Here is a 21,753-nt window from a genome sequence, read left to right on the forward strand (position 1 = left end):
AAGTTGGGGTCGCCAGCAGCATATTCTAAACATCTAATACAATCAAGCGGTTGGCCCATTCTGTCATGAAGTCATTACTAAACCATTCCTTGACCCGGCGAGTATGATAACCAACTGATGCATTATAGAAAGTCGTTTCCTGTAACGGCAGGGCCTGCACGTGCAAATGCAAGTGACCCGAAACAGCCGCTTGTACCTGTTGCTCAAGCATCAAATCACCAACCGCTTGGCTGCCCAAGAAAGCTTTCAAGACATCCAGCCGTTCCATCCGGAAAGGAATCTGGTCAATGAATTCGTGTTCCTGAGCAAAGTGGTTAATCACCACAATTTTACGCTGGTCCTCCTTAGCCGCCACGATTGCCTGACGCATTTGTTCTAAGTTAATGGCCAGCCGTTCCGGATCCGTTATCGGTTGCTCAATCCGCCGGTCATACCAAAATTCACGTTTAAAACGGCGGACTTCATCAAAATCATGGCGCCCTTCGTCAAATGTGTAATCGTACCAACTGTTATTACCAATCAGCCGAGCATCGCCAATATCCAGGGTCTTATTGTGGAAATACAGGTCATCAACCGGGCTTTCCAATTCATCATAGCTGATGCCCGTGCCCATTTCGTGATTACCAGCCAAGAAACGAATCGTGACCGCCGTTCCAACCATTGCTTGCAGGTCACGAGCAAACTCAAGCGTCTTATCAAAGCGATTAAACAGGTCCCCAGCAATCACATAAACATCAATTTTTTCTTGGATTAAATATTGTGCCTGCTGGGTCATGGCCCAGCGCGGTTCCACCTTGTTTAAATCAAGGTGATTGTCAGAGGAGATTGCTACTTTCATGGTGTGCCCTTTTCTATTACTTCGTATAGTCCAGTGTAACACGGCCACCCCACTTCAACAGCACAAAAAAAGAACGCCGAAGCGTCCTCATTTTAAAATATTGAATTATACGTGTGCAAAGTGCAACAATGTACGGATCATGTTTGAAGTGAAACCGTATTCGTTGTCGTACCATGAAACAGTCTTAACCAACTGCTTGTCACCAGCTTCAACGATTTGAGTTTGAGTGGCATCGAAAGTAGCACCGTGTGTGTCACCAATGATGTCTGATGAAACGATTTCATCTTCGTTGTAACCAAATGAGTCTGAAGCGGCTGCCTTCATAGCTGCGTTAACTTCGTCTGCTGAAACCTTCTTTGACAAAACTGAAGTCAATTCAGTAACAGAACCATCAACAACAGCAACACGTTGGGCGTGACCGTCAACCTTACCGTTCAATTCAGGCACAACCAAACCGATGGCCTTAGCGGCACCAGTTGAGTGTGGAATTGTGTTAACAGATGCAGTACGGTTTGAACGGAACTTCTTTGACTTAGGACCGTCCAAGATCATCTGTGTTGAAGTAAAGGCGTGGATAGTTGTCATCGTTGCCACTTCAACACCGAATTGGTCTTGCAATACACGAGCCATTGGAGCCAATGACTGTGTAGTACATGAACCAGCTGAAACGATCTTGTCGTCAGCCTTCAAGATGTCTTGGTTAACACCGTAAACAACAGTAGGAACATCACCAGCTGGAGCAGAAATCAAAACCTTCTTTGCACCTGCATCCAAGTGAGCTTGTGACTTTTCGGCTGAAGTATAGAAACCAGTAGCTTCCAATACATATTCAACACCATCGTTCTTAACCCAAGGAATGTTCTTTGCATCGCGTTCTGCATAAACAGTGTAGTGCTTACCGTTAACAACGATACCAGTTTCATCAGCAGAAACTTCAGCGTCCAAAGTTCCGTGAGTTGAGTCATACTTCAACAAGTATGCCAACATTGATGGGCTAGTTAAATCGTTAATGGCTGCAACTTCAACATCAGCTGCTGAGTCACCAAGTTCCAAGATACGACGGAATGCCAAACGACCAATCCGACCGAATCCATTAATACCAATCTTCACAGTCATGTGTGTAGACCTCCAATTAATTTTTTGACTTAAGTCAACACCAATATTATAACACAGAGCCGTCAAGCCAGCGCAACCCTTCGGGCAAATTTGTTTAAAAAGTTAACCATACCATTTCATTCTTTTGTTGGATAACTGCAAAGAAATTGACTCTTGCTGTAAAACTTGTATTACTATAATATTCTTATTATTAACTATTAGCGGAAAATGGAGAGAATTTAATGAACAAATATTTCACTACCAAAACCATCACGACTTTAGCCGTGATCACAGCCCTGAACCTGGCATTGTCATATGTCGTACGCATCCCCACGCCAGGTGGTTATGTCAACCTGGTTGAAGCCGGCATTTTCTTAGTTGCTTTGCTTGGTAGCGCTCGCTCAGGAATGATTGTTGGTGGTTTGTCTGGATTATTGCTTGACTTGTTGGCCGGCTACGCCGCCTGGGCACCCTTCTCTTTGATCATTCACGGCCTGGAAGGTTACCTAGCCGGATTGATTGGTGCTAAGAAGCCATTTGCCAACCAAGCAATCGCCGTTGTCGTTGCTTCAACCGTGATGGTCGTTGGCTACTTCTTTGCCACTGCCTTCTTGTCACACAGTTGGGCCACCGGCTTTGCTTCAATTATCGGCAACATTGCCCAATGTGCCTTTGGTTTGATCATTGCTTTGGCAGTTCGACCAGCTTTGAATAACCGCGTTACCTTAAACTAACGCCTTTCGCCCGGTAACAACCGGGCTTTTTTTGTACCAACGCTTTCTTTGGTATAGTCCTTATTTTCTTTTCTTTCAGCTGCTGGTGTGAGATAATCGGATTGTAATTTGTTTATAGGAGGACTGCAATTAATGGCAACTTATGATTACGATGTTTTATTCCTCGGTGCTGGTCACGGCGCATTTGATGGTGCCCCAATTTTAGCCAATGCCGGTAAAAAAGTCGCTTTTGTTGAGCGCGAAAAGGTCGGCGGTACCTGTCCCAACTGGGGTTGCAATGCCAAAGTGATTTTGGAAAACGCCGTTTCACTGCAACGTGAATTGCGGGCTTCTGATGGCATCGTTGCTGGTAGCGGTGAAATTGATTGGACCAAAAACATGGCCCGTAAAAAAGAAATTATTTCAATTTTCCCAAATGCGATCCAATCCGGTATGGAAGGTTTGGGTATCGACTTTATCTTTGGTGACGGTCACTTTGCCGACGCCCACACCGTTACAGTTGGCGACCGCCAGGTGACGGCTGAAAACATCGTGATTGCGACCGGAATGCACTCCCACCGTTTGGACATCCCCGGTGCTGAATACATGCACGATTCCAAGGACTTCCTTTCATTAGACGAAGCTCCTCAGCAAATGGTGATTATCGGGGCCGGCTACATCGGCTTGGAGACGGCAGCCATGATGAACGCCGCCGGCACTGACGTTACGGTCATCCTTCGTTCTGACCGTGCCCTTCCTGAATTTAACCAAGAATATAGTGAAGCCCTGTTGGCATCGTTGACCAAGCAAGGCATCACCTTCGTTAAAAACAGCGAAACAACCGCCGTTGAACAAACAGCCGCCGGTTTTGCCGTTAAGACCTCAACTGGCATTTATGATGCCAACTACGTTTTGGACGCAACTGGTCGCGTGGTTAACGCAGCCGGTCTTGGTTTGGAAAAGCTTGGCATCCAATTCGATGATCACGGAATTGAGGTCAACGAGTATTTGCAAACAGCCGTTTCAAATATTTACGTCACTGGTGATGCCATCAAGAAGAGTCAGCCTAAGTTAACACCAACGGCAACCTTCGAATCACAATACGTGGCAAAGATGCTGACCGGTCAAGAAACAGCTGCCATCGACTACCCAGCCATTGCGACGAACGTCTTCACTTCTCCTCGTTTGGCTCAAGCCGGGGTCACTTTGGATGAAGCAGCAGCCCACCCCGACCAGTACGACATCGTTGAAAAAGACATCATGGACGATTGGTACCGCCTTGTTGACTATGAAAAGGAAGGCAAGTTGTCACTTATTTACAACAAGCAACATCAGCTTGTTGGTGCCATTGAAATTTCAGAACACGCTGAAGATATCATCAACGGCCTTTTGCCAGCCATTGAATTTGGCTACACACCAGCACAACTCAACCGCTTAGTAACCATCTTCCCAACGATTGGTTATTCAGCCATCGGCGACTTACTTTAATTTGAACCAGCAGGAACAAGTTCTTTGTTCCTGCTTTTTTAAAATAAATTTGTCGAAACGCCAACAATAGTTTATACTTTCAATAGTCATTAATTGGTTCAGAGAAGCCAGATGATCCACTACTAATTATTTTAAACGCAACAAGACTATTCTCTGGACTTTTTAGGGAATAGTCTTTTTTCTTTGCACAAAGGAGAGTAACCATGGAAAAACCGCTAATGATTGCCTTAGATTTCGACAATCTTTCATCCGTCACTGATTTTTTGGACGCCTTTCCAGACCCCAGTCAGTTGACGGTCAAAGTCGGCATGGAACTTTTCTACCAGGCAGGACCAGCAATTATTGCTGACATGAAAAAGCGTGGTTGCCAAATCTTTTTAGACCTAAAACTCTTTGACATCCCCAATACCGTTAAACAGGCCATGGTTCAAATCGGCCAACTGGGCGTCAACTACGTCACGGTTCACTCACTCGGTGGTTCAGCGATGTTAAGCGCCGCCAAAGCAGGACTAGCCGAAGGATCAGCAGCAAGCAACCAACCGGTACCCGCCCTCCTCGCCGTCACCGAATTAACTTCCATTTCAGATGACGTCTTGAAAAACGAGCAACACGCTGCCCTCCCCATGCAAGAACAGGTCTTGGCCTTGGCCACAATGGCTAACCAGGCCGGTTGCGATGGCGTTATTTGTTCAGCTTTGGAGCTAAAAACGCTCCGTCAACACTTACAACCTGACTTCCTCTGCGTCGTCCCAGGCATTCGAATGAAAGCGGACCAAAGCGGTGATCAAGTCCGGGTCGCTAGCCCAGACCAGGCCGCCAAGGACGGTGCATCCGCCATTGTCGTCGGTCGCCCGATTACCAAAGCCGCTGACCCAGTTGCCGCTTGGCACCGTTACCAAGCAACCTGGCAAAACAACTAAAAGTACCACTATCTCAACAAACGCAAAAAGGATAAACACATGACTACTACTAACACCATTCTCCAAGACTTAATCGATCACAAGATCGTTCAACTAAAAATTAACGATACCTTCACCTTCGCTTCCGGTATTAAGTCCCCAATTTACACGGATTTGCGCCAAACGATTTCTTATCCAGAAACTCGCAAGAACATTACTTTGGCCTTAGCCAAGCTGATTCAAGACCAGTATCCAAATGCGACCGTCATTGCCGGCGTTGCTACTGCCGGAATTCCACAAGCCGCTTTGGTCGCCGCTGAATTAAACCTACCAATGGTTTATGTTCGATCAAAGCCAAAAGACCACGGTACCGGTCGTCAAGTCGAAGGTGTCTTGCATCCTGACGACCAAGTTGTCTTAATTGATGACCTGATTTCAACCGGTGGCTCTGTCATCGCTGCCGCAGAAGCCGTGGTCAAAGAAGGCTTCCAAGTGGCCGGCGTCGTTTCCATTTTCTCTTATGGCTTCCCGGATGCCAACCAGAATTTTACCAAGGCCGGCTTTGACTTTGCGCCATTACTAACTTATAGCGGACTCATCACCCTGCTGGCCGAACAAAAGGTCATTTCAGATGACGACCATCAGCGCTTATCAAAGTGGCACCAAGACCCTTGGGCTTGGCCACTTCAGTAAGGTTCACTCACCAACAAAAAAGGACAGTTGCTAAGCAACTGTCCTTTTTATTTCTTTATTTATTCAATTCCTGATCCAGGTTCGATGACATCTGGCAAGACTGAGACCGTGACAATCCCATTCTTTTCTGCCGAAAGAATCATTCCTTCAGACATTTCACCGGCCATCTTTCGAGGGGCCATGTTCGCCACAATGGCAACCGTCTTGCCTAGCAAGACTTCAGGTTCTGGATACCACTGGCGGATTCCAGACAAGATTTGGCGTGGCTTTCCTGAGCCATCATCCAAGGTGAACTTAATCAACTTCTTTGACTTTTCGAGGAGTTCAGCGGCCGTAATCTTAGCTGCCAAAATTTCTACCTTATCAAAGTCATCGTATTCAATTAAGTCCTTGTGTGCTACTTCTTCGCTCACTGTTTGCTCCTTGGCTCCCTGCTTAGCAGCTTCCTTAGCCGCACGGCCCTTGCCCTTGGTGTCCTTTGAAACCAAGCCAGCAATGTAGGCAACTTCTTCTTCAACGTCCAAACGTGGGAAGATTGGCTCACCCTTGGCCACTACCTTAGCACCAGCAGGCACTTGGTCAATTGCCAAACCGTTCAAGGAAACACCACCATCAGTGTAATCCAAACCTAATTGGGCAAAGATTTGACGAGGTGCGTCAGTCATGACCGGTTGCAACATCACGGCAACGGCCCGAAGGGCCCCAGCCAAATGAGCCAAGACTGATTGCAAAGCCACTTTGGCAGCTGCATCTTCATCGGCCTTCTTGGCCAATACCCATGGTTCGGTTTCATCGATATACTTGTTAGCGCGGCGAACGACACCCCAAACTGCTTCGAGGGCATCGGCCGTATGCACGGCTCCCAAATGCTGGTTGTATTCCGTAATCTGCTTTTCAACCACTAAGTCCAGGTCTTCATCAAAGTCCGTCTTACCAGTCGCAAAGGCTGGAATCACGCCATCTTCATACTTATTAATCATGGCGACTGTTCGGTTCAACAAGTTTCCAAGATCATTAGCCAAGTCAAAATTTACTCGTGAAACAAAGTCTTCCGGTGAGAAGACCCCGTCGTTTCCAAATGGCATTGACCGCAACAAGTAGTAACGAACAGCATCCAAGCCGTAACGGGCTGTCAAATCTTCAGGGTAAATCACGTTTCCCTTTGACTTTGACATCTTACCGTCTTTCATCACCAACCAACCGTGGCCGATAATTTCCTTTGGCATTTCAAGACCCAAGGCATGAAGCATGATTGGCCAGTAAATAATGTGGAAACGAACAATTTCCTTTCCAACTAATTGAACATTAGCTGGCCAGAATTTCTTAAACAATGAATCATCATCTGTATCGTAACCTAGGGCCGTAATATAGTTGGCCAAGGCATCAATCCAAACATAGATGACATGCTTTTCATCACCCGGCACTGGCACTCCCCATTTGGAAGAAGTTCGCGTCACGGCCAAGTCTTCCAAACCAGGCAAAATGAAGTTTTGCAACATTTCATTCATGCGGGCATGGGGCTGAACAAAGTCAGGATGGCTCTTGTAGTAATCAACCAACCAATCCGCATACTTTGACATCTTAAAGAAGTATGATTCTTCTTGAATCTTTTCGACTTCGTGACCTGATGGGGCCTTCCCACCAATCATTTGACCGTTTTCGTCGCGGTAAACTTCAGCCAATTGTGATTCGGTAAAGTACTCTTCATCAGAAACTGAGTACCAACCTTCATATTGGCCCTTATAAATGTCACCCTGATCCAGCAATTGTTGGAAAATCTTTTGAACAATCTTTTCGTGACTTTCGTCTGTTGTTCGGATGAACTTATCATAAGAAATGCCCATCAAAGACCACAAGTCCTTGATGTCTTTAATCATATTATCTAAGTAGGCGATTTCGGTCATCCCGGCCGCTTCAGCCTTCTTTTGTATCTTTTCACCGTGTTCATCAGTTCCAGTCAAGAAAAAGACGTCTTCTCCTAAAAGACGGTGATAACGGGCGGTTGCATCGGCCAAGACCGTTGTGTAGGTGTTCCCTAATTGCAACTTCCCTGATGGATAGTAAATCGGCGTTGTGATATAAAATGTATTCTGCTCTGACATATGAGTCCTTTCTGGCCTAATGGTGGCCTCTACCTTGCTTACATTATAGCAAAGCAGCCCCCATCCGACCAGCAGCTAAAGGGAGAATTCTGTTCATTCAAGATTCCAGTAAACCATTTATTTAAAAACAGTAAGAAATGCCAAATATTCGGCATCTTTCTCTAATTGTTGCACTAAACCAATTTTAATATTTTTCCTTATCTTCGACTGATTTTAGTTGACAAAATTTTTTCGACCCGTTACACTGAAAAAAAGAAATCGGAGAAAACCACATGTTAGCTAAAAACGTAACTAACAACCTAATGATGACCACGGTAATGTGTCAATTACCGTTTTTTTAGGGTGGAATTTTCTATTGTTGTCTTGAAAACCGCCCTTAGTGTCATCTAAGGGCGGTTTTCTTTTGTTGTTAGGATGTTTAGGAGAAGTTTGATGAACAAAAAAGTTTTGATTTTGCTCGCCGGCATTATTGTCGTAATTGGTGCCATCTTTGGCTTTGCCCAATTAAATCAGCCAAAAAAAGATGAAACCATTAAGCAGGGTACCTTAACCGTTGGTTTGGAAGGAACCTATGCCCCATTTTCTTACCATGATGATTCTGGTAAGTTGGTCGGCTATGAAGTTGATATGGCCAAGGCCATCGGAAAGAAGTTGAACTTAAAGGTCACCTTTGTCCAAACGAAGTGGGACTCATTGATTGCCGGACTTGGTTCAGACCGCTACGATGCCGTGATCAATAACATTGGTATTCGACCCGACCGCGAAAAGAACTATCGGATGTCTGAACCTTACTTGTACTCAAAGTCAGTTTTGATTAAGCGGACTGACGAAAGCGATTTGAACTCCCTTGCCGACATCAAGGGCAAGACAATGGCCCAATCTTTGACTTCAAACTATGGCCAAGTTGCCCAACAAAAGGGTGCCAACATCAAGGCCGTTGCTGGAATTGTTGAAGCGATGAACTTAATTACGACTAACCGCGCCGATGGTTCTTTGAACGATCAAGGGGCCTTTGCCGCCTGGAAGAAGGCCAATCCAAATGCCGACGTAACCTCAGTTGATATCTCAACCGATATCAAGTCAGTGCCAACTGGTGTTTTGATGAACAAGAAGAACGCCGCTTTGCAAAAGGATATGAACAAGGCCATCTCTGAACTAAAGAAAGACGGCACTTTGTCAAAGTTGTCAAAGAAGTACTTTGGCGTTGACTTGTCTCACGACTAACAACAATTTTAGAAAGAAGTAATTCTTCATGACAGATTTTATCGACTTGGCAGTGAAGTACCTGCCCAGACTTCTGGTCGCTGCCTTTCAATACACGTTGCCGCTAACAGCCATCTCATTTTTCTTTGGTCTGATTTTTGCGATTACAACCGCCTTGATTCGCGTGGCCAAGGCCCCACAAAACGAATGGGCCGACGCCGCTTTGAAAATTCTCAAGGGCATCGCTGCCACTTATGTCTGGTTTTTCCGCTCAACACCAATGTTGGTGCAGCTCTTCATTGTATTTTATGGCTTACCAAATGCGCACATCGCCCTCTTTCAGTCAGCCTGGATTTCAGCGATTACGGTCTTTTCACTGAACACCGGGGCCTACGCCTCTGAATCGATTCGAGCTGCAATTTCTTCTGTTTCGACAGCACAAAAGCAGGCGGCGGAGTCCCTTGGTATGACAACGACTCAGGTTTACCTTTACGTTGTTTTGCCACAGGCGGCGCGAATTTCAATTCCGCCCCTCTCGAATTCATTAATTTCCTTATTGAAGGATACTTCATTGGCTTCGGTCATTACGATTGTCGAGATGTTTTATCTCTCCCAACAAATTGCCGCAACCAACTATAAAGTTCTTTCCATGTATATCTTAGTGGCCATGGTTTATGCCGTCTTCACGTCACTATTGTCAATCGGACAACACTACCTAGAAAAGTACACATCGAGGTTTGCCCAATGATCAAAGTAGAAAATTTAAGCAAAAAGTACCCCGATAAGGATGCCCTAAAGGAAATCAACGTCACCTTCCCGGCTGAAGAAACAACTGCGATTGTCGGTCCTTCTGGATCAGGTAAGTCAACGCTCTTGCAGTCACTAAACTTACTCGAGCGACCAACTTCTGGCCAATTAATCATTGATGATTTGAGCCTAGACCTCGGTCAAAACCTGTCCAAAAGTCAAGTTCTCGAAGTTCGTAAACACTTTGGCATGGTTTTTCAGGAAAAAGCCCTCTTTACCCATTTGACGGTCTTGCATAATTTGACCGAAGGACCAATCAAAGTCCGTAAAATCAGTAAAGACCAAGCCTTAAAAAAGGCTGAGGAACTGCTGGCCCAATTTGGCATGGAAGAGCTGGCTGACCGTTATCCCTATCAGCTTTCCGGTGGGCAACAGCAGCGAGTGGCCATCTTACGGGCCTTGGCAATGGAGCCGCAGTACCTGCTCTTGGATGAACCAACCTCAGCGCTTGATCCCGAGTTAGAAGCACAAGTCTTACGCGTTTTGCGCGACTTGGCTCAAAAGGAAACTTCGATGATTGTTGTGACCCACAACATGGCCTTTGCCCGACAGGTTGCCGACAAAATTGTCTTCATTGATAACGGCGCCGTTGGTTACGATGGCAAAACAGAAGATTTCTTTAACTCAACCGATCCAAGAATCCAACAATTCTTAGGAGCAATGACTTTTTAATGACAAAAAAACGTTCTTATAAGCAGCGGTCTCACCGACCAAAGCATTTTGGTTCGGCCGTCACAACCCTCGTTTTGGTTGTGGCGGTTTTTTCGCTTTGGCCCGAAAACGGACATCAACTTGGCAAAAATTCTAATAAATTTCAGAACCAACAACAGGAAATTTTAAATCAGAAAAAAGATGTCACCAGGCCCAGTACCACCGCCGCCACCAACGCTGACCTCTTAAAAATTCAATGGAACGGTACACTAGACGGTGACATCGTTCACATCAATCAAAATCAGGCAACTTTTAGCGCACAAGAACTAAACGAGAAGTTTCCTGCCAAAGCTGGGGATAAACTCCATCCAGTTGATGGTTTATCCCTCTCACCGCTTGATGCATTTGGTCGTTCACAGCAGGCTAACTTTATTGCCAGCAAGACCAGCATGGACGCCGTCACCAAGCGTCCTGCCCGAATTCCTGATTCCGTCCGTCCTTCTGGTTGGTATATCAACGATCACTTTAACGGCAGCACTTGGACTGGTGGCTACCACCAAAATCCCAAAGTCAGCCTTGGCGGTACCAAACAAGCACTCTGGAACAAATCGCATATTGTCGGTTACCAGTTCTTTGGCATGGCCACCATGGTGACCGAAAACATGACCACTGGAACCCGGGTTGAAAACGCCTATCCCGGTCAGTTAGTCCCAGAAGATGATATCCGTTATGCTTTAAAGCTGCATCCAAATCTGACTATCCGCGGCCAGGTGACTCCCATATATAGTGGTAATGAACGCGTTCCTCGCGGCGTTCACTACATGGCCAAATCCGTTGAGAATAATGGTCAGGCCCTTAACTTCAATTACTGGGTCTTTAACGTCCAACCCGGTATTCAAATCAATTATCAAACAGGCGCAGCAACAATTGCCTAAAACAAAAAAACGACCGACTAAAGCTTAGCCGGTCGTTTTTTGGTAATGAAAAAAGGAAGATAAGCAATCTTCCTTTTGTCTCTCATGAGTGCCCTCGGTGGGAGTCGAACCCACACGGTGTTGCCACCACTGGATTTTGAGTCCAGCGCGTCTGCCAATTCCGCCACAAGGGCATTTGCTGTTTTTCACAACTATATTAGTTTATCAGTAACCCTCAGATAAGTCAATGAAAAACAACAAAAATAATCATTATTTTTCACTCTTTTTTTCGGCTTCCGCCTCAGCGTGAGTTTGATGTTTCAAAACGTGGCTAACGTGGTTTTCAGCATTATTAAGCAGCGTTAAAATGTGGGAATCGTTCAGTTGATAATAGACTGAGCGACCGACTTTATTGACCGTCACCACCTGGGCCACGCGCAGCATTTGCAGCTGGTGTGAGACAGCAGACTGTTCCATCTTCAATTCATCAACGATTTCAGAGACTGAACAAGGACGATCGCGCAACAAAGCCAGGATCGACAACCGTCGTTCCGACCCTAGCAGCTTGAAAATAATACTTAATTCATGTTGGACATCTTTTTTCATAATTCTATTATAGCAAGGAAAGTATTTCTGTCACGGTTCCTGCTTCAAATAAAATGTAAATTCCTAAGACAACATAAACGATTAATTGAATTAAATCACCAAATCGTTCAAAAACCGCCTGAATTCGTTTAATTCGAGCGACCCGGTAAGCCAAAATCAAAGCCCCCGTTAAAATCCCCGCAAACAATAGGAAGACCCACGGTAAGACCGTCCAATCCGCCAGTGAGAAGTAAGGAATGTATAAGGCCAGATTATCGGCCCCACAACCAGCCAGAGTCATCAAAACAACGGTCCAAATAACTCGACCATCTTGTCGTCCCTTCACCCTTTCCACAAAGGCTGCCCCTTCGTCTTCCCCTTCGCCAGCAAGGTAGTTTCTCAAACCAAGGACAATCGGCACCAAGCCTAAGAAGCCTAAGGCCCATTCTGCCGGCACTTGTTTTAGCAGGCCCCCAATCAACAACGAAATCAATACTAGGAGTACATTTCCCAAATAAGCCCCAATGACAATTGGGCGCACCTGATTCCCCTGGCGAAAAGTCGCAAATAATAAAATTAAAATAACAAAATAATCCGAAGTAGTTCCCAGGTATGAAAATAACCCCGTTAATAAAGTTGCTAGCATTTGTTGCTCCTTATATGAATAAATGTTCATGTGTTATTGCTAGTTTAACATGAATATTTATTCATGTATAGGGGTTAAAAAAACAGCAGTGAAACACTACTGTTTTTTAACAATTAATCCTTAACAATCAATACTGAAGTCTTGGCGTTACGAGCAATGTAGGCTGCTTGTGATCCGATTGAATCCCAGAAACCTTCATGTGAGTGTGCGCCAACAACGATTAGGTCAGCGCCAACTTGTGGAGCGATTTCATCGTTTAGGATTTCACCAGCCTTGATTCCATCATCAAAGACCACTTTAACATCCTTCAAACCTTGTTGTAAGGCGTATTCGCGGTACTTAGCCAAGTTGTTTTCCATTTCTTGACGTTTTTCCTTGATAAAGTCCAAGTGCAAGGCAGAAATCGTTGACAAGTCACCCATCTCCAAGATGGTGGCAATAATCAACTGTGCATCATCTTCACGGGCTTGGTGAATCGCATTTGACAAAGCATGGTAGCCTTGTTCGGATTCATCAACACCAACCAAGATGGTCTTAAATTGCTTTGGTGCTACATCTAATTTTAATTCAGCCATTATTTGCCTCCTCAAGCAAACCTATTAACCTCCGAAGAAGATTAGGTATAGGTTAATCAATGTCAATCCAATGAAACAGATCCAACCAGTCCAAGTAATCCACTTGCTGTTGGCAAATTCACCCATGATTTTCTTTGATGACGTGAAGTAAATTAATGGTGCCATTGAGAATGGCAAAGCAACTGACAAGAAGACTTGAGTACTTGTAATCAAGTTATCCAATTGGTGTTCGTTTCCACCGTAGATAATCGTGATAACCAAAACAGGAATGATGGCGATTCCACGAGTAATTACTCGACGCAACCACATTGGAATCTTGAAGTGCAAGAAACCTTCCATGATGATTTCACCAGTCAAAGTACCAGTGATTGTTGAGTTTTGACCAGAAGCCAAAAGAGCAACGGCAAACAAAGTTGACAAGATTGGTGATGCAATCGCACCGGCAATCTTTGAGTCACTCAAGGCGTTGTACATTGCCTTAAATGAGTCCAATTCTTGGGCGTGACCGAAGAACAAAGCGGCACCAACGACCAAAAGCAAAGTGTTCACAACGAAAGCCAATGTCAATTGGATGTTTGAATCCCACGTCATCAACTTAACAGCTTCACGAACTTCTTCGTGATTTTCACGATCAACCTTACGAGTTTGTGCAATTGATGAGTGCAAGTAAAGGTTGTGAGGCATAACTGTGGCACCAATGATACCAGCAGTCAAAACTAATGGGCTTTGACCCAAGTGCTGTGGGTCAGAAGTTGACAAAGCGCCCATCTTTGGTACATAACCACCAAACATTGCTGCCCAGTCAGGCTTTGACAAAATCGTCAAATACAAGAAAACCAACAAGATGGTGATGATCAACGTCATCACAATGGCTTCAATCTTACGGAAACCAAACTTCATCAATCCAAGCAGCAAGATAACATCGAAGGCTGTCAGGAAGACAGTAATCAATAGTGGCCAGCCGAACAACAAGTTCAAGGCGATGGCACCACCGACAACTTCGGCGATATCAGTGGCAATCAGAGCCAATTCGGTCAAAATCCACAATGTGTAACGACCAAATTTGTTGGTCCGGTTAGCAGTGGCTTGAGCCAAATCTTCTTGCTTTACAATACCCAACTTACCGGCCATGTATTGCAAAAGCATCGCAATCAGTGATGAAATCAAGATAACTGATAGCAAAAGATAGTGGTAAGCAGCTCCACCTTGTACAGATGTAACCCAGTTACCTGGATCCATGTAACCAACGGCAACCAAGGCCCCTGGTCCAGAAAATGCAAACAAACGACGCCAGAATGAAACGCCCTTTGGCACTTCAATACTACCGTTAACCTCTTCCAAACTCTTATCGCCTGAGTGTTCGATAAGAGAATGGTGCTTCTTTACGGGATTATCCATAATATTTCTCCTTCGGAATTCTCCTTAGGGAACAAGCAATTGAATTGCTGCCTAAAAACTACTGCACGGTAAAAAGACAGACTAATCCCTTTACCACGACACAGATAAAAATCGAACAAAACGTTCGATTCCAATAATTTTTAGGGCTAAATAATTTTCATAAAGGATTTCATTCAACTTGGTTGTTGAAAGCTTATGAAAGCTACTTAACTCAATGACTTCTTCCTAAGTCTATACTAAATATTACACGAGACAATTCTAAGGTCAAGTGATATTTTTGTAACGTAAATGACTTGTACCTAAATTTTCAACAAAAACGCCTCAACATCAGTCTTTAAAGAAAATACGTGATTTAAAATTCACTTAATTTTTCTTTGTTTTAATGAGTAGTTATGACCAAAAAATAGAGAACGATTCTAAAATAAGTCGGAAAATTTTCTCTTTTTTGCTCAAAACCAGAGCGTCATTTGTTGACCAACTAGCCACAAATTGATGGCCGACAGCACTGCAAAGCACAGCCAAGCCAAAATCGTCAGCCAGTGATGATTCACAAATGATCCCATCACTTTTTTGGACGAAGTAAAATAAATCAACGGCGCCATCGAAAATGGTAAAACGACTGACAGAAAAACCTGTGTTCCGGTAATCAACGCATCTAGCTGGTGTTCATTACCGGCATAAAAAATCGTAATTAAAATCACTGGTACCAGCGCAATCCCTCTAGTCACCAGCCGCCGAACCCACATTGGAATCTTGAAGTGCAAGAATCCTTCCATGATGATTTCGCCGGCCAGCGTGCCAGTAATCGTTGAATTTTGCCCAGAGGCCAGCAAGGCAAAGGCAAACAACGTCGACAATATCGGTGATGCAATCGCACCGGCAATTTGCCGGTTTTGCAACGCCAAATACATTTCCTTAAACGAGGCTAATTCGTTGGCATGACCATAAAATAAGGCAGCACCAACGATTAACAACAAGGCATTCACGATGAATGCTAAAAATAACTGCAAATTGGAATCCCAAGCCATCCACTTAATGGCATCCCCCACCGCTTCTTTGTCACTGCAATCAATTTGCCGCGTTTGGACAATTGATGAATGCAAGTAGAGATTGTGTGGGGTGACTGTTGCACCGATAATGCCGGCAGTCAACATTAACGGGCTGACCAGTCCATGGCCAGCGGTGGTTGCCACGGCTTGCTGTTGCGGCACTAAACCCTGCGCCACTCCCGCTAAACTAGGCTTGGAAAGAATCACCAAATAAATACAAACAAATAAAATTGTTAAAATCAGGGTCATCACGAGCGCTTCGATTTTGCGAAAATTGAACTTCATCAGCCCTAGCAATAAGATGACATCAAATGCTGTCATAGTCACCGTCAGAATTAACGGCCATCCAAAGAGTAAGCTCAAAGCAATGGCACCGCCGACTACTTCGGCAATGTCCGTTGCAATTAACGCCAACTCCGTGATGAACCAAAGAAAATACCGAATCGGTCGATTGGTTCTTTTAGCAGTTGCTTGTGCCAAATCTTCCTGAGTCACTAGGCCGAGTTTACCGGCCATAAATTGTAATAACATGCCAATCAAGGCAGAGATTAAAACAACCGACAACAAGAGATAGTGGTACGAAGCCCCACCTTGAACAGATGTAACCCAATTGCCAGGGCCCATATAGCCGACAGCAATTAACGCTCCCGGCCCTGAAAATGCGAATAGGCGGCGCCAGAATGAACCGGTTGTTGGTACAGCAATCGTGCCATTAACCTGTTCTAAACTCTTAGTGCCGCCTTGCGTGAGCAATGCGCCATGTGGCTGATTATCAGCGGTTTTTACCATCATGATAATGTTCTCCTTTGAAAATTATATTTCTCAGGGAAATTATCCGAGTTAAATCTATTTACTTATATGCACAAAAAAGCTTGGTTAGTTAGTCAAAACTAGGTTGATCCAAACGTACTAAAACAGCCAATCAAGGTCAGTTTCGTTCAGCGCTAAATAATTTTCATAACGTCCGCCAGTCGCTTTGTGACTGAAGTCTTATGAAAGCTAGTTAACTCGAATTCTCTTCCTGAGTCCTTGTTAATCATACACTGGTTAAATGAGGAGTCAAGGTTTTTTAATTATTTTGGCAAATTTAACCAACAAAAAAGACCCGACAATTAGTCGAATCTTCGATAAAAATCAATTAAATTGCATTACAGTTTTCGTGATTCGTTGCAAATTCCAGCTGAATAGTCACGTGCTGAACAGCATACTTTTCTTTTAAATCGTTTTCAATTTGGTCCAAGAAAATTTGGCCGTTTTGCTGGTCAAAGACTGCCCCATCCACCGATAAATGAACGGTCAGCGCCGTTTCCGTGGTTGATAATGGCCAGATATGCAAGTCATGTAAATCCTTTACTCCTGCTTGATCCAACAAGAAGTCGCGAATGGCTACTTCATCGACCGTTTCCGGCACGGCATTAATTGCCAAATTAATCGTTTCATGCATCACCGGCCAAGCCGTGACCAAAATAATGAAACCAATCAACAACGAAACGATTGGGTCGATTACCTGCCAACCGGTTAAGTCAATCAACCAACCAGCCAGGATCACGCCAATTGAAACACCAGCGTCAGACAGCAGGTGTAAGTAGGCCGTCTTGGCGTTCAAATCTTGACCATGCTGGTGGCCGTGTTCATCAGGTGTCCCAGTCACTTTGAACAAAAGCGCTGTCGACAAATTAACCACGATTCCAACCGCAGCAACGATGGTAATCAGCGTTCCATTAGCATGGATTTGACCTGGTTCAAATAAGTCCCGCACCCCTTCGTAGAAGATGGTTACTACGGCGAAGAGTAACAAAACCATGTTAAAAATTGATGCTAGAATTGATACATTGTGCCAACCATACGTCTTTTTACGCGTGGCCTTAATGGCAAAAACTAAGACAGCTAGCCAAGCAATCACTAGTGCCAACACGTCAGACAAATTGTGGAAGGCATCAGCAAACAAAGCCGTTGAGTGTGCTAATTTGGCAAAAACCAATTCGCTGATAACGAAAATCAAATTGAGAGAGATCCCAATCAAATACGGTTTTTGCGACAATGGCTGTGGATGCTGGTGGACATGTTGATGGTCCTCATTTTGACTCGTTAGTCTTGGTGCTTGATGATCAGCATGCTGCTGATTTGCTCCTTGATGATTCGTCATATATCTTCCTCCTAAAAAACATATTAATCTTTTTTCATATAAAATGGAAGCCCTATTTTAGTCCACAAAAAAAAGCCCTGACGGACTATATTTGTAATTCTTCAAAAAATTGACCAGCATCACCGACTATTTGCTGCACTCGGCTCGGTACTGGGATGGCTGTTAAATTCACTGCCAGTAATTGTACCGCCGGACTCGCGTAAGCGAGCAAGCCGGCAAATGGGTAAACCTTAAAGGACGTTCCCACCACCACAATCAAATCAGCCTGACTAACCCAATCAATCGCTTCGCCAACTTGGTAAGGCTGTTCACCATAAAAAGTAATCGCAGGGCGAATTTTAGCGTGATCTCCTGGCCGGTAAAGCGACTGTTGATAGGTTTCTAGGCTAACTTCTTTGCCATCAACCGGTGCATAAAGTCGGTACAAGGTCCCATGAAAACGAATCAGTCGATTATTGTCCGCACCTGCTTTCACGTCCAAATCATCGATATTCTGGGTAATGATTTTCGCCCGCCCCTGTTTCGTCAAACCAGCCATTTTTTTATGGATGATATTTGGCTGAGCCGCTGGAAAATAGAGGTTTTCCTGCATAAACTGATATTGAATTTCTGGAATTTCTTCAAATGCTTGGTCAGACAGCAGGTACTCCGGTGACAAATCAAGCCCTTGATAAACACCATTTTTAGACCGATAGTCTGGAATGCCAGACAAGGTCGACACCCCTGCCCCGGTCATAAAGATGATGTTTTTGGCCTGGTTAAACTTCTCTTGAATTTCTTTTGTCACAAGCATAAAAACCCTCCTATTTGCTACTGGTTAGCGCAAATTGAAGCTTTCTTACTGGCGCAAAATATAGGGTAGCTTCAACTGTGTGAGCAAGTCCTTGACCGATGTTTGGTAAAGTTCCGTAAAGAACTTTGGTCGGTCCGCTTCATTTTCCGGCGGCGTCACGACAAAGGTATTTTGCTGGTCTTGCTTACCAATGCCAACATAGGCCTTTTCCTTCGTTTGAAAATCAGTCATTTCGGAATGGAAGATTTCATAAACATTGGTAACCGGTCCATCCAACTGACGCTGTGACAAGACGGGTGTCAATGTCACATATTGATTGGCATTAACCGTTGGCAACTCAACTGCTGCTAGGCTTTCGTCAACAGCGGTAAATAGTCGAACAATTTGCTGGCGAATTTGCCGTGAATCCTTCAAATCCGCTACCATGATCGGCTCAACCAATTTGACTGCCACCGCATTTGCCTGCGGGTAATCTTGGGCTAACTGATCAGACCATTTTTGCGCCGTCTCACCTAAGTCATTTTTAACCATCGTGGCCAAAAATACCTGAGCATCCAGCAAAGTCAACAGGCGCCAGAGGTGCTCGCCGTCAACCTTCGCATTTTCAACCGTTAATTCATCTTGCACTCCAGCAAAGTAGGCCTGAGCGGTCTCCGCCGTCAAGAAGCCTTGCTTAGCCAGTTGGTCATAGGTAATCGCGTGCAAGACAACTTTATGCAAGCGGCTAGCAATAGCAATTAATTGCTGGTCTAACTTTTCGTCATTAAAAGTCAGCGCAAAATAAATTTGGGGGACAATCCCGTTCAAAGACAAAATCAACTTCAATAGTTCATTTCCCAGAACAAAGTCCGCCTCCGTTTGGTCTGGCACTTCAATTAATAATCGATCTGCCAAAGCCGACTGTTGGACACGGTCAACCCGCAACTGTCCATCATGGTCTTGACCAACCCGGGTCATCACTGTTCCCGGGTAAACCTGGTTGGCTTGTTCCAATAATACCTTAATCTTTTGATCCATTTTGCCGCATTTCTCCTAATAATCGTTTGGCTGTTGTTTCATTAATGGTTGTTTGTGCCAAAACCGCAGCTAAGGCCGCCACTTCCTCTGCTTTAGCGCCAACTTGAACCGCCAGAGTTCGAGCCTGCATCTTCATATGCCCCGCTTGAATGCCAGCACCAGCAACGGCTTTTAGCGCCGCCAAATTTGACGACAGACCGACTGCCAATAGTATCTTTTTGGTCCGATCGGCATCTGGCTGACCTAAAATCGCAAAATTGTCTTGGGCCGTTTGCAGACTTGCTAATGCGCCGCCGACCGTACCAATGTTCAGTGGCAGCGTCAGCTCCCCAACCAAAAATTCCTGGTCATCTTCTAGACGCCACTGAGTCAACGACCGGTACTGCCCGTCGCGACTAGCATAGGCGTGCCCAGCGGCTTCGACCGCCCGCCAGTCGTTGCCTAAGGCTAAAACGGCGGCTGAGAGGCCGTTAAAGACCCCCTTATTCTCGGTCACGGCCCGCTTGGGGTCAACTTTGGCAAATTCAGACAAGGCAACAATCCGCTTCGCCATTGCCCAACCGCCAACCGCCATGACTGGCACCCGACCAGAAACAGAGACAAGGCTGTGATCCCCTGCATTACTCAAAATTGCCCCCAAAATTTGCTCTTGGTATGGCATAAAGAGTGCTTTAACAGCCTCTAAGATTGTGTTCACTGCATTGGCTCCCATGGCCTGATCGGTGTCCACCACCAAATCCAGACTGGCCCGGCGTCCTGGTAATTCTCGTAGCACCAAGTCCTGTAAGCCGCCACCACGTTGATAAAGTGATGGCTTCGCCGCCTGAGCCGCCGCCTCAATTTCTTGGCGGTGATCGTTAACAAAGGCTTGGACGTCAGCTACATCGACCTGATCAAACAGAATTTGCCCAGTCAAAAGTGCCCGACCAGTCCCAACACTGCGAAAGCCACCACCTAAGGCAAACATCCGGGCGCCGTTATTGGCCGCAGCAACCACCGACGGCTCTTCCACTACTAATGGCACTTGATAAAGTTGTTCGTCCAAAACCAAGTTTTTAATAATCCCCTCTGGCAGGGCAAAGTCAGTCAAATAATTTTCAATCAAATTTTGCCGCTTTGTATCTTGTTGCGCCAAAAAACGGTTGGTCAATTCGGTTGGAAGCGCCAATTGATCAAGCCGTTCTTTGGGATTTAATTCATAGAATTTTTTTGCCATACTTTATTCGTTTTCTTCAAAAAAACTTTCAATCAAGCCTTCACGAACACCCGATTCAGAAAAGATCACTTGTGGTGCCTGCAAGACCTTCGTCAAATTCAACACAGGTAGCAAGCCGGAAATAATGATATCTGCCCGGCTTTTCTCCAACCCGGCCAAATGTTCCCGACTGGCCCGGTCCATCTGGGCGATGTGGTCAAAAATTTGGCGGACCTGCACTACCGGCATCATCAGCCCATGCAAGTTACTAAGCCGATAGCCTAAATGTTTGCGCTCAACCATCTTTGCCAAGGAACGGTTAGCACCACCAAGCAAGATTACGGGTTGTTGCTGAAAGTCTTGGATAAAATCAAGGTCCAAGTAAGATTGCTGAATGGTCGCACTGGCTGTTGCAATTTGGTCTTGCTGAATGTGGTCAGCCAAGTGATACTTTTCCGATAAGTTCACTGCACCAAATGGTAAGGAAACCTCGGCTTGGGCCTGACCATTTTTAAATGGAATTAATTCCACCGAGGCCCCACCGGTATCTAAAATCACGCCGTTACGTACGTCGGGCAAGGCAGCTCGAACACCCAAAAAATCATAGTGCGCTTCTTCCTGCCCAGTTAAGACACGGAAGTTAATTCCCGTTTCTTCACGAACTCGTTGTAAAAATGCACTTTGGTTTTTGGCTGAACGGACAGCGGCAGTGGTGATGGCCACCGTTTGATCAACAGCAAACTCGGTAATCTTTTCTTGATAACGTTTCAAGACCGCAATGGTCCGCTCCATGGGTTCTTTCTGCAAGACTAATTCCTGCCCCATTCCTTGTGAAAGTCGAGTATCTTCTTTGACTCGATAAATCTCATCGTATGTTCGGTTTGATCGCAATTCTTCAATTACTAACCGGGCCGAGTTACTACCCAGATCAATAATTGCCATTTTT

At 45.1% G+C, this 21,753-nt stretch carries 21 protein-coding genes and 1 tRNA gene; 8 read left to right on the forward strand and 14 right to left on the reverse strand.

Annotated elements, in window-relative coordinates:
- Nucleotides 1–25: 25 nt before the first annotated feature.
- Nucleotides 26–838, reverse strand: coding sequence for a metallophosphoesterase (locus tag BLW39_RS04020; protein ID WP_059378348.1), 813 nt, complete (start codon nt 836–838; stop codon nt 26–28).
- A gap of 105 nt (nt 839–943) precedes the next feature.
- Nucleotides 944–1,954, reverse strand: coding sequence for a type I glyceraldehyde-3-phosphate dehydrogenase (gap, locus tag BLW39_RS04025; RefSeq protein WP_059378346.1), 1,011 nt, complete (start codon nt 1,952–1,954; stop codon nt 944–946).
- Between the two features lie 221 nt (nt 1,955–2,175).
- Between gap and BLW39_RS04030 the strand changes: the two genes are divergently transcribed.
- The 4 genes from BLW39_RS04030 (at nt 2,176) to pyrE (ending at nt 5,726) form a co-directional block, all read left to right on the forward strand.
- Nucleotides 2,176–2,667 carry an ECF transporter S component gene (locus BLW39_RS04030; protein ID WP_059378345.1) on the forward strand — a complete coding sequence of 164 codons (492 nt, stop codon included), beginning with the start codon at nt 2,176–2,178 and terminating at the stop codon, nt 2,665–2,667.
- 132 nt (nt 2,668–2,799) lie between these two features.
- A complete protein-coding gene (locus BLW39_RS04035) occupies nt 2,800–4,134 on the forward strand; it encodes a dihydrolipoyl dehydrogenase family protein (RefSeq protein ID WP_059378343.1) in 1,335 nt (444 codons plus the stop codon).
- 203 nt (nt 4,135–4,337) lie between these two features.
- Nucleotides 4,338–5,054 (forward strand): orotidine-5'-phosphate decarboxylase, encoded by a 717-nt coding sequence (gene pyrF / locus BLW39_RS04040; protein WP_059378340.1) that lies wholly within the window; start codon nt 4,338–4,340, stop codon nt 5,052–5,054.
- A 39-nt stretch (nt 5,055–5,093) separates the two neighbouring features.
- A complete protein-coding gene (gene pyrE, locus BLW39_RS04045; RefSeq protein WP_059378338.1) occupies nt 5,094–5,726 on the forward strand; it encodes an orotate phosphoribosyltransferase in 633 nt (210 codons plus the stop codon).
- Between the two features lie 59 nt (nt 5,727–5,785).
- Here pyrE and metG read toward each other — a convergent pair whose 3' ends face one another.
- Entirely contained in the window at nt 5,786–7,828 is a 2,043-nt protein-coding gene (metG, locus tag BLW39_RS04050) for a methionine--tRNA ligase (RefSeq protein ID WP_059378337.1), read from the reverse strand.
- Between the two features lie 432 nt (nt 7,829–8,260).
- On the opposite strand from metG, the gene BLW39_RS04055 reads away from it, so the two are divergent.
- From BLW39_RS04055 to BLW39_RS04070, 4 genes are read left to right on the forward strand one after another with little or no spacing between them, the layout of a single operon-like run.
- Complete coding sequence (locus tag BLW39_RS04055) at nt 8,261–9,052, forward strand: transporter substrate-binding domain-containing protein (protein WP_059378334.1); 792 nt, start codon at nt 8,261–8,263, stop codon at nt 9,050–9,052.
- 28 nt (nt 9,053–9,080) lie between these two features.
- Nucleotides 9,081–9,779: an amino acid ABC transporter permease gene (locus tag BLW39_RS04060; protein ID WP_059378332.1), complete on the forward strand. Its 699-nt coding sequence runs from the start codon at nt 9,081–9,083 to the stop codon at nt 9,777–9,779.
- Nucleotides 9,776–10,510 carry an amino acid ABC transporter ATP-binding protein gene (locus BLW39_RS04065; protein ID WP_059378331.1) on the forward strand — a complete coding sequence of 245 codons (735 nt, stop codon included), beginning with the start codon at nt 9,776–9,778 and terminating at the stop codon, nt 10,508–10,510. The genes BLW39_RS04060 and BLW39_RS04065 overlap by 4 nt, the downstream gene beginning before the upstream one ends.
- Nucleotides 10,510–11,424 (forward strand): DNA/RNA non-specific endonuclease, encoded by a 915-nt coding sequence (locus BLW39_RS04070; RefSeq protein ID WP_059378329.1) that lies wholly within the window; start codon nt 10,510–10,512, stop codon nt 11,422–11,424. The genes BLW39_RS04065 and BLW39_RS04070 overlap by 1 nt, the downstream gene beginning before the upstream one ends.
- A gap of 89 nt (nt 11,425–11,513) precedes the next feature.
- Here BLW39_RS04070 and BLW39_RS04075 read toward each other — a convergent pair.
- From BLW39_RS04075 to BLW39_RS04125, 11 genes are all read right to left on the reverse strand, one after another.
- A tRNA-Leu gene (locus BLW39_RS04075) sits at nt 11,514–11,597 on the reverse strand.
- A gap of 76 nt (nt 11,598–11,673) precedes the next feature.
- Nucleotides 11,674–12,009, reverse strand: a complete 336-nt coding sequence (locus BLW39_RS04080; RefSeq protein ID WP_059378328.1) for an ArsR/SmtB family transcription factor — start codon at nt 12,007–12,009, stop codon at nt 11,674–11,676.
- 7 nt (nt 12,010–12,016) lie between these two features.
- The gene (locus BLW39_RS04085) at nt 12,017–12,634 is read right to left on the reverse strand and encodes a cadmium resistance transporter (RefSeq protein ID WP_059378327.1); all 618 of its coding nucleotides are present in this window, start codon (nt 12,632–12,634) and stop codon (nt 12,017–12,019) included.
- A 113-nt stretch (nt 12,635–12,747) separates the two neighbouring features.
- On the reverse strand, nt 12,748–13,209 hold the full coding sequence (locus BLW39_RS04090; RefSeq protein ID WP_059378326.1) for a universal stress protein: 462 nt from the start codon (nt 13,207–13,209) through the stop codon (nt 12,748–12,750).
- 24 nt (nt 13,210–13,233) lie between these two features.
- Nucleotides 13,234–14,607 (reverse strand): Nramp family divalent metal transporter, encoded by a 1,374-nt coding sequence (locus BLW39_RS04095; RefSeq protein WP_059378325.1) that lies wholly within the window; start codon nt 14,605–14,607, stop codon nt 13,234–13,236.
- Nucleotides 14,608–15,056: 449 nt separating this feature from the next.
- Nucleotides 15,057–16,445, reverse strand: coding sequence for an Nramp family divalent metal transporter (locus tag BLW39_RS04100; RefSeq protein ID WP_059378630.1), 1,389 nt, complete (start codon nt 16,443–16,445; stop codon nt 15,057–15,059).
- Between the two features lie 349 nt (nt 16,446–16,794).
- Entirely contained in the window at nt 16,795–17,802 is a 1,008-nt protein-coding gene (locus tag BLW39_RS04105; protein ID WP_082138836.1) for a cation diffusion facilitator family transporter, read from the reverse strand.
- 85 nt (nt 17,803–17,887) lie between these two features.
- Nucleotides 17,888–18,595 (reverse strand): NAD-dependent protein deacylase, encoded by a 708-nt coding sequence (locus tag BLW39_RS04110; RefSeq protein ID WP_059378324.1) that lies wholly within the window; start codon nt 18,593–18,595, stop codon nt 17,888–17,890.
- Nucleotides 18,596–18,640: 45 nt separating this feature from the next.
- Nucleotides 18,641–19,612: a hypothetical protein gene (locus BLW39_RS04115; RefSeq protein ID WP_059378323.1), complete on the reverse strand. Its 972-nt coding sequence runs from the start codon at nt 19,610–19,612 to the stop codon at nt 18,641–18,643.
- A complete protein-coding gene (locus BLW39_RS04120) occupies nt 19,596–20,828 on the reverse strand; it encodes a hypothetical protein (RefSeq protein WP_059378321.1) in 1,233 nt (410 codons plus the stop codon). The genes BLW39_RS04115 and BLW39_RS04120 overlap by 17 nt, the downstream gene beginning before the upstream one ends.
- A gap of 3 nt (nt 20,829–20,831) precedes the next feature.
- Nucleotides 20,832–21,749, reverse strand: a complete 918-nt coding sequence (locus tag BLW39_RS04125; RefSeq protein WP_059378319.1) for a Ppx/GppA phosphatase family protein — start codon at nt 21,747–21,749, stop codon at nt 20,832–20,834.
- Between the last annotated feature and the right edge of the window lie 4 nt (nt 21,750–21,753).

Origin of the sequence: Fructobacillus pseudoficulneus (assembly GCF_900108455.1) — a bacterium.
In the GTDB taxonomy this organism is placed as follows: Bacteria; Bacillota; Bacilli; order Lactobacillales; family Lactobacillaceae; genus Fructobacillus; species Fructobacillus pseudoficulneus.

Bases quoted from the DNA above. Each gene is read 5' to 3' on its own strand.
- BLW39_RS04020 (WP_059378348.1), bottom strand. From the start codon at position 838: ATGAAAGTAGCAATCTCCTCTGACAATCACCTTGATTTAAACAAGGTG.
- gap (WP_059378346.1), bottom strand. From the start codon at position 1,954: ATGACTGTGAAGATTGGTATTAATGGATTCGGTCGGATTGGTCGTTTG.
- BLW39_RS04030 (WP_059378345.1), top strand. From the start codon at position 2,176: ATGAACAAATATTTCACTACCAAAACCATCACGACTTTAGCCGTGATC.
- BLW39_RS04035 (WP_059378343.1), top strand. From the start codon at position 2,800: ATGGCAACTTATGATTACGATGTTTTATTCCTCGGTGCTGGTCACGGC.
- pyrF (WP_059378340.1), top strand. From the start codon at position 4,338: ATGGAAAAACCGCTAATGATTGCCTTAGATTTCGACAATCTTTCATCC.
- pyrE (WP_059378338.1), top strand. From the start codon at position 5,094: ATGACTACTACTAACACCATTCTCCAAGACTTAATCGATCACAAGATC.
- metG (WP_059378337.1), bottom strand. From the start codon at position 7,828: ATGTCAGAGCAGAATACATTTTATATCACAACGCCGATTTACTATCCA.
- BLW39_RS04055 (WP_059378334.1), top strand. From the start codon at position 8,261: ATGAACAAAAAAGTTTTGATTTTGCTCGCCGGCATTATTGTCGTAATT.
- BLW39_RS04060 (WP_059378332.1), top strand. From the start codon at position 9,081: ATGACAGATTTTATCGACTTGGCAGTGAAGTACCTGCCCAGACTTCTG.
- BLW39_RS04065 (WP_059378331.1), top strand. From the start codon at position 9,776: ATGATCAAAGTAGAAAATTTAAGCAAAAAGTACCCCGATAAGGATGCC.
- BLW39_RS04070 (WP_059378329.1), top strand. From the start codon at position 10,510: ATGACAAAAAAACGTTCTTATAAGCAGCGGTCTCACCGACCAAAGCAT.
- BLW39_RS04080 (WP_059378328.1), bottom strand. From the start codon at position 12,009: ATGAAAAAAGATGTCCAACATGAATTAAGTATTATTTTCAAGCTGCTA.
- BLW39_RS04085 (WP_059378327.1), bottom strand. From the start codon at position 12,634: ATGCTAGCAACTTTATTAACGGGGTTATTTTCATACCTGGGAACTACT.
- BLW39_RS04090 (WP_059378326.1), bottom strand. From the start codon at position 13,209: ATGGCTGAATTAAAATTAGATGTAGCACCAAAGCAATTTAAGACCATC.
- BLW39_RS04095 (WP_059378325.1), bottom strand. From the start codon at position 14,607: ATGGATAATCCCGTAAAGAAGCACCATTCTCTTATCGAACACTCAGGC.
- BLW39_RS04100 (WP_059378630.1), bottom strand. From the start codon at position 16,445: ATGGTAAAAACCGCTGATAATCAGCCACATGGCGCATTGCTCACGCAA.
- BLW39_RS04105 (WP_082138836.1), bottom strand. From the start codon at position 17,802: ATGACGAATCATCAAGGAGCAAATCAGCAGCATGCTGATCATCAAGCA.
- BLW39_RS04110 (WP_059378324.1), bottom strand. From the start codon at position 18,595: ATGCTTGTGACAAAAGAAATTCAAGAGAAGTTTAACCAGGCCAAAAAC.
- BLW39_RS04115 (WP_059378323.1), bottom strand. From the start codon at position 19,612: ATGGATCAAAAGATTAAGGTATTATTGGAACAAGCCAACCAGGTTTAC.
- BLW39_RS04120 (WP_059378321.1), bottom strand. From the start codon at position 20,828: ATGGCAAAAAAATTCTATGAATTAAATCCCAAAGAACGGCTTGATCAA.
- BLW39_RS04125 (WP_059378319.1), bottom strand. From the start codon at position 21,749: ATGGCAATTATTGATCTGGGTAGTAACTCGGCCCGGTTAGTAATTGAA.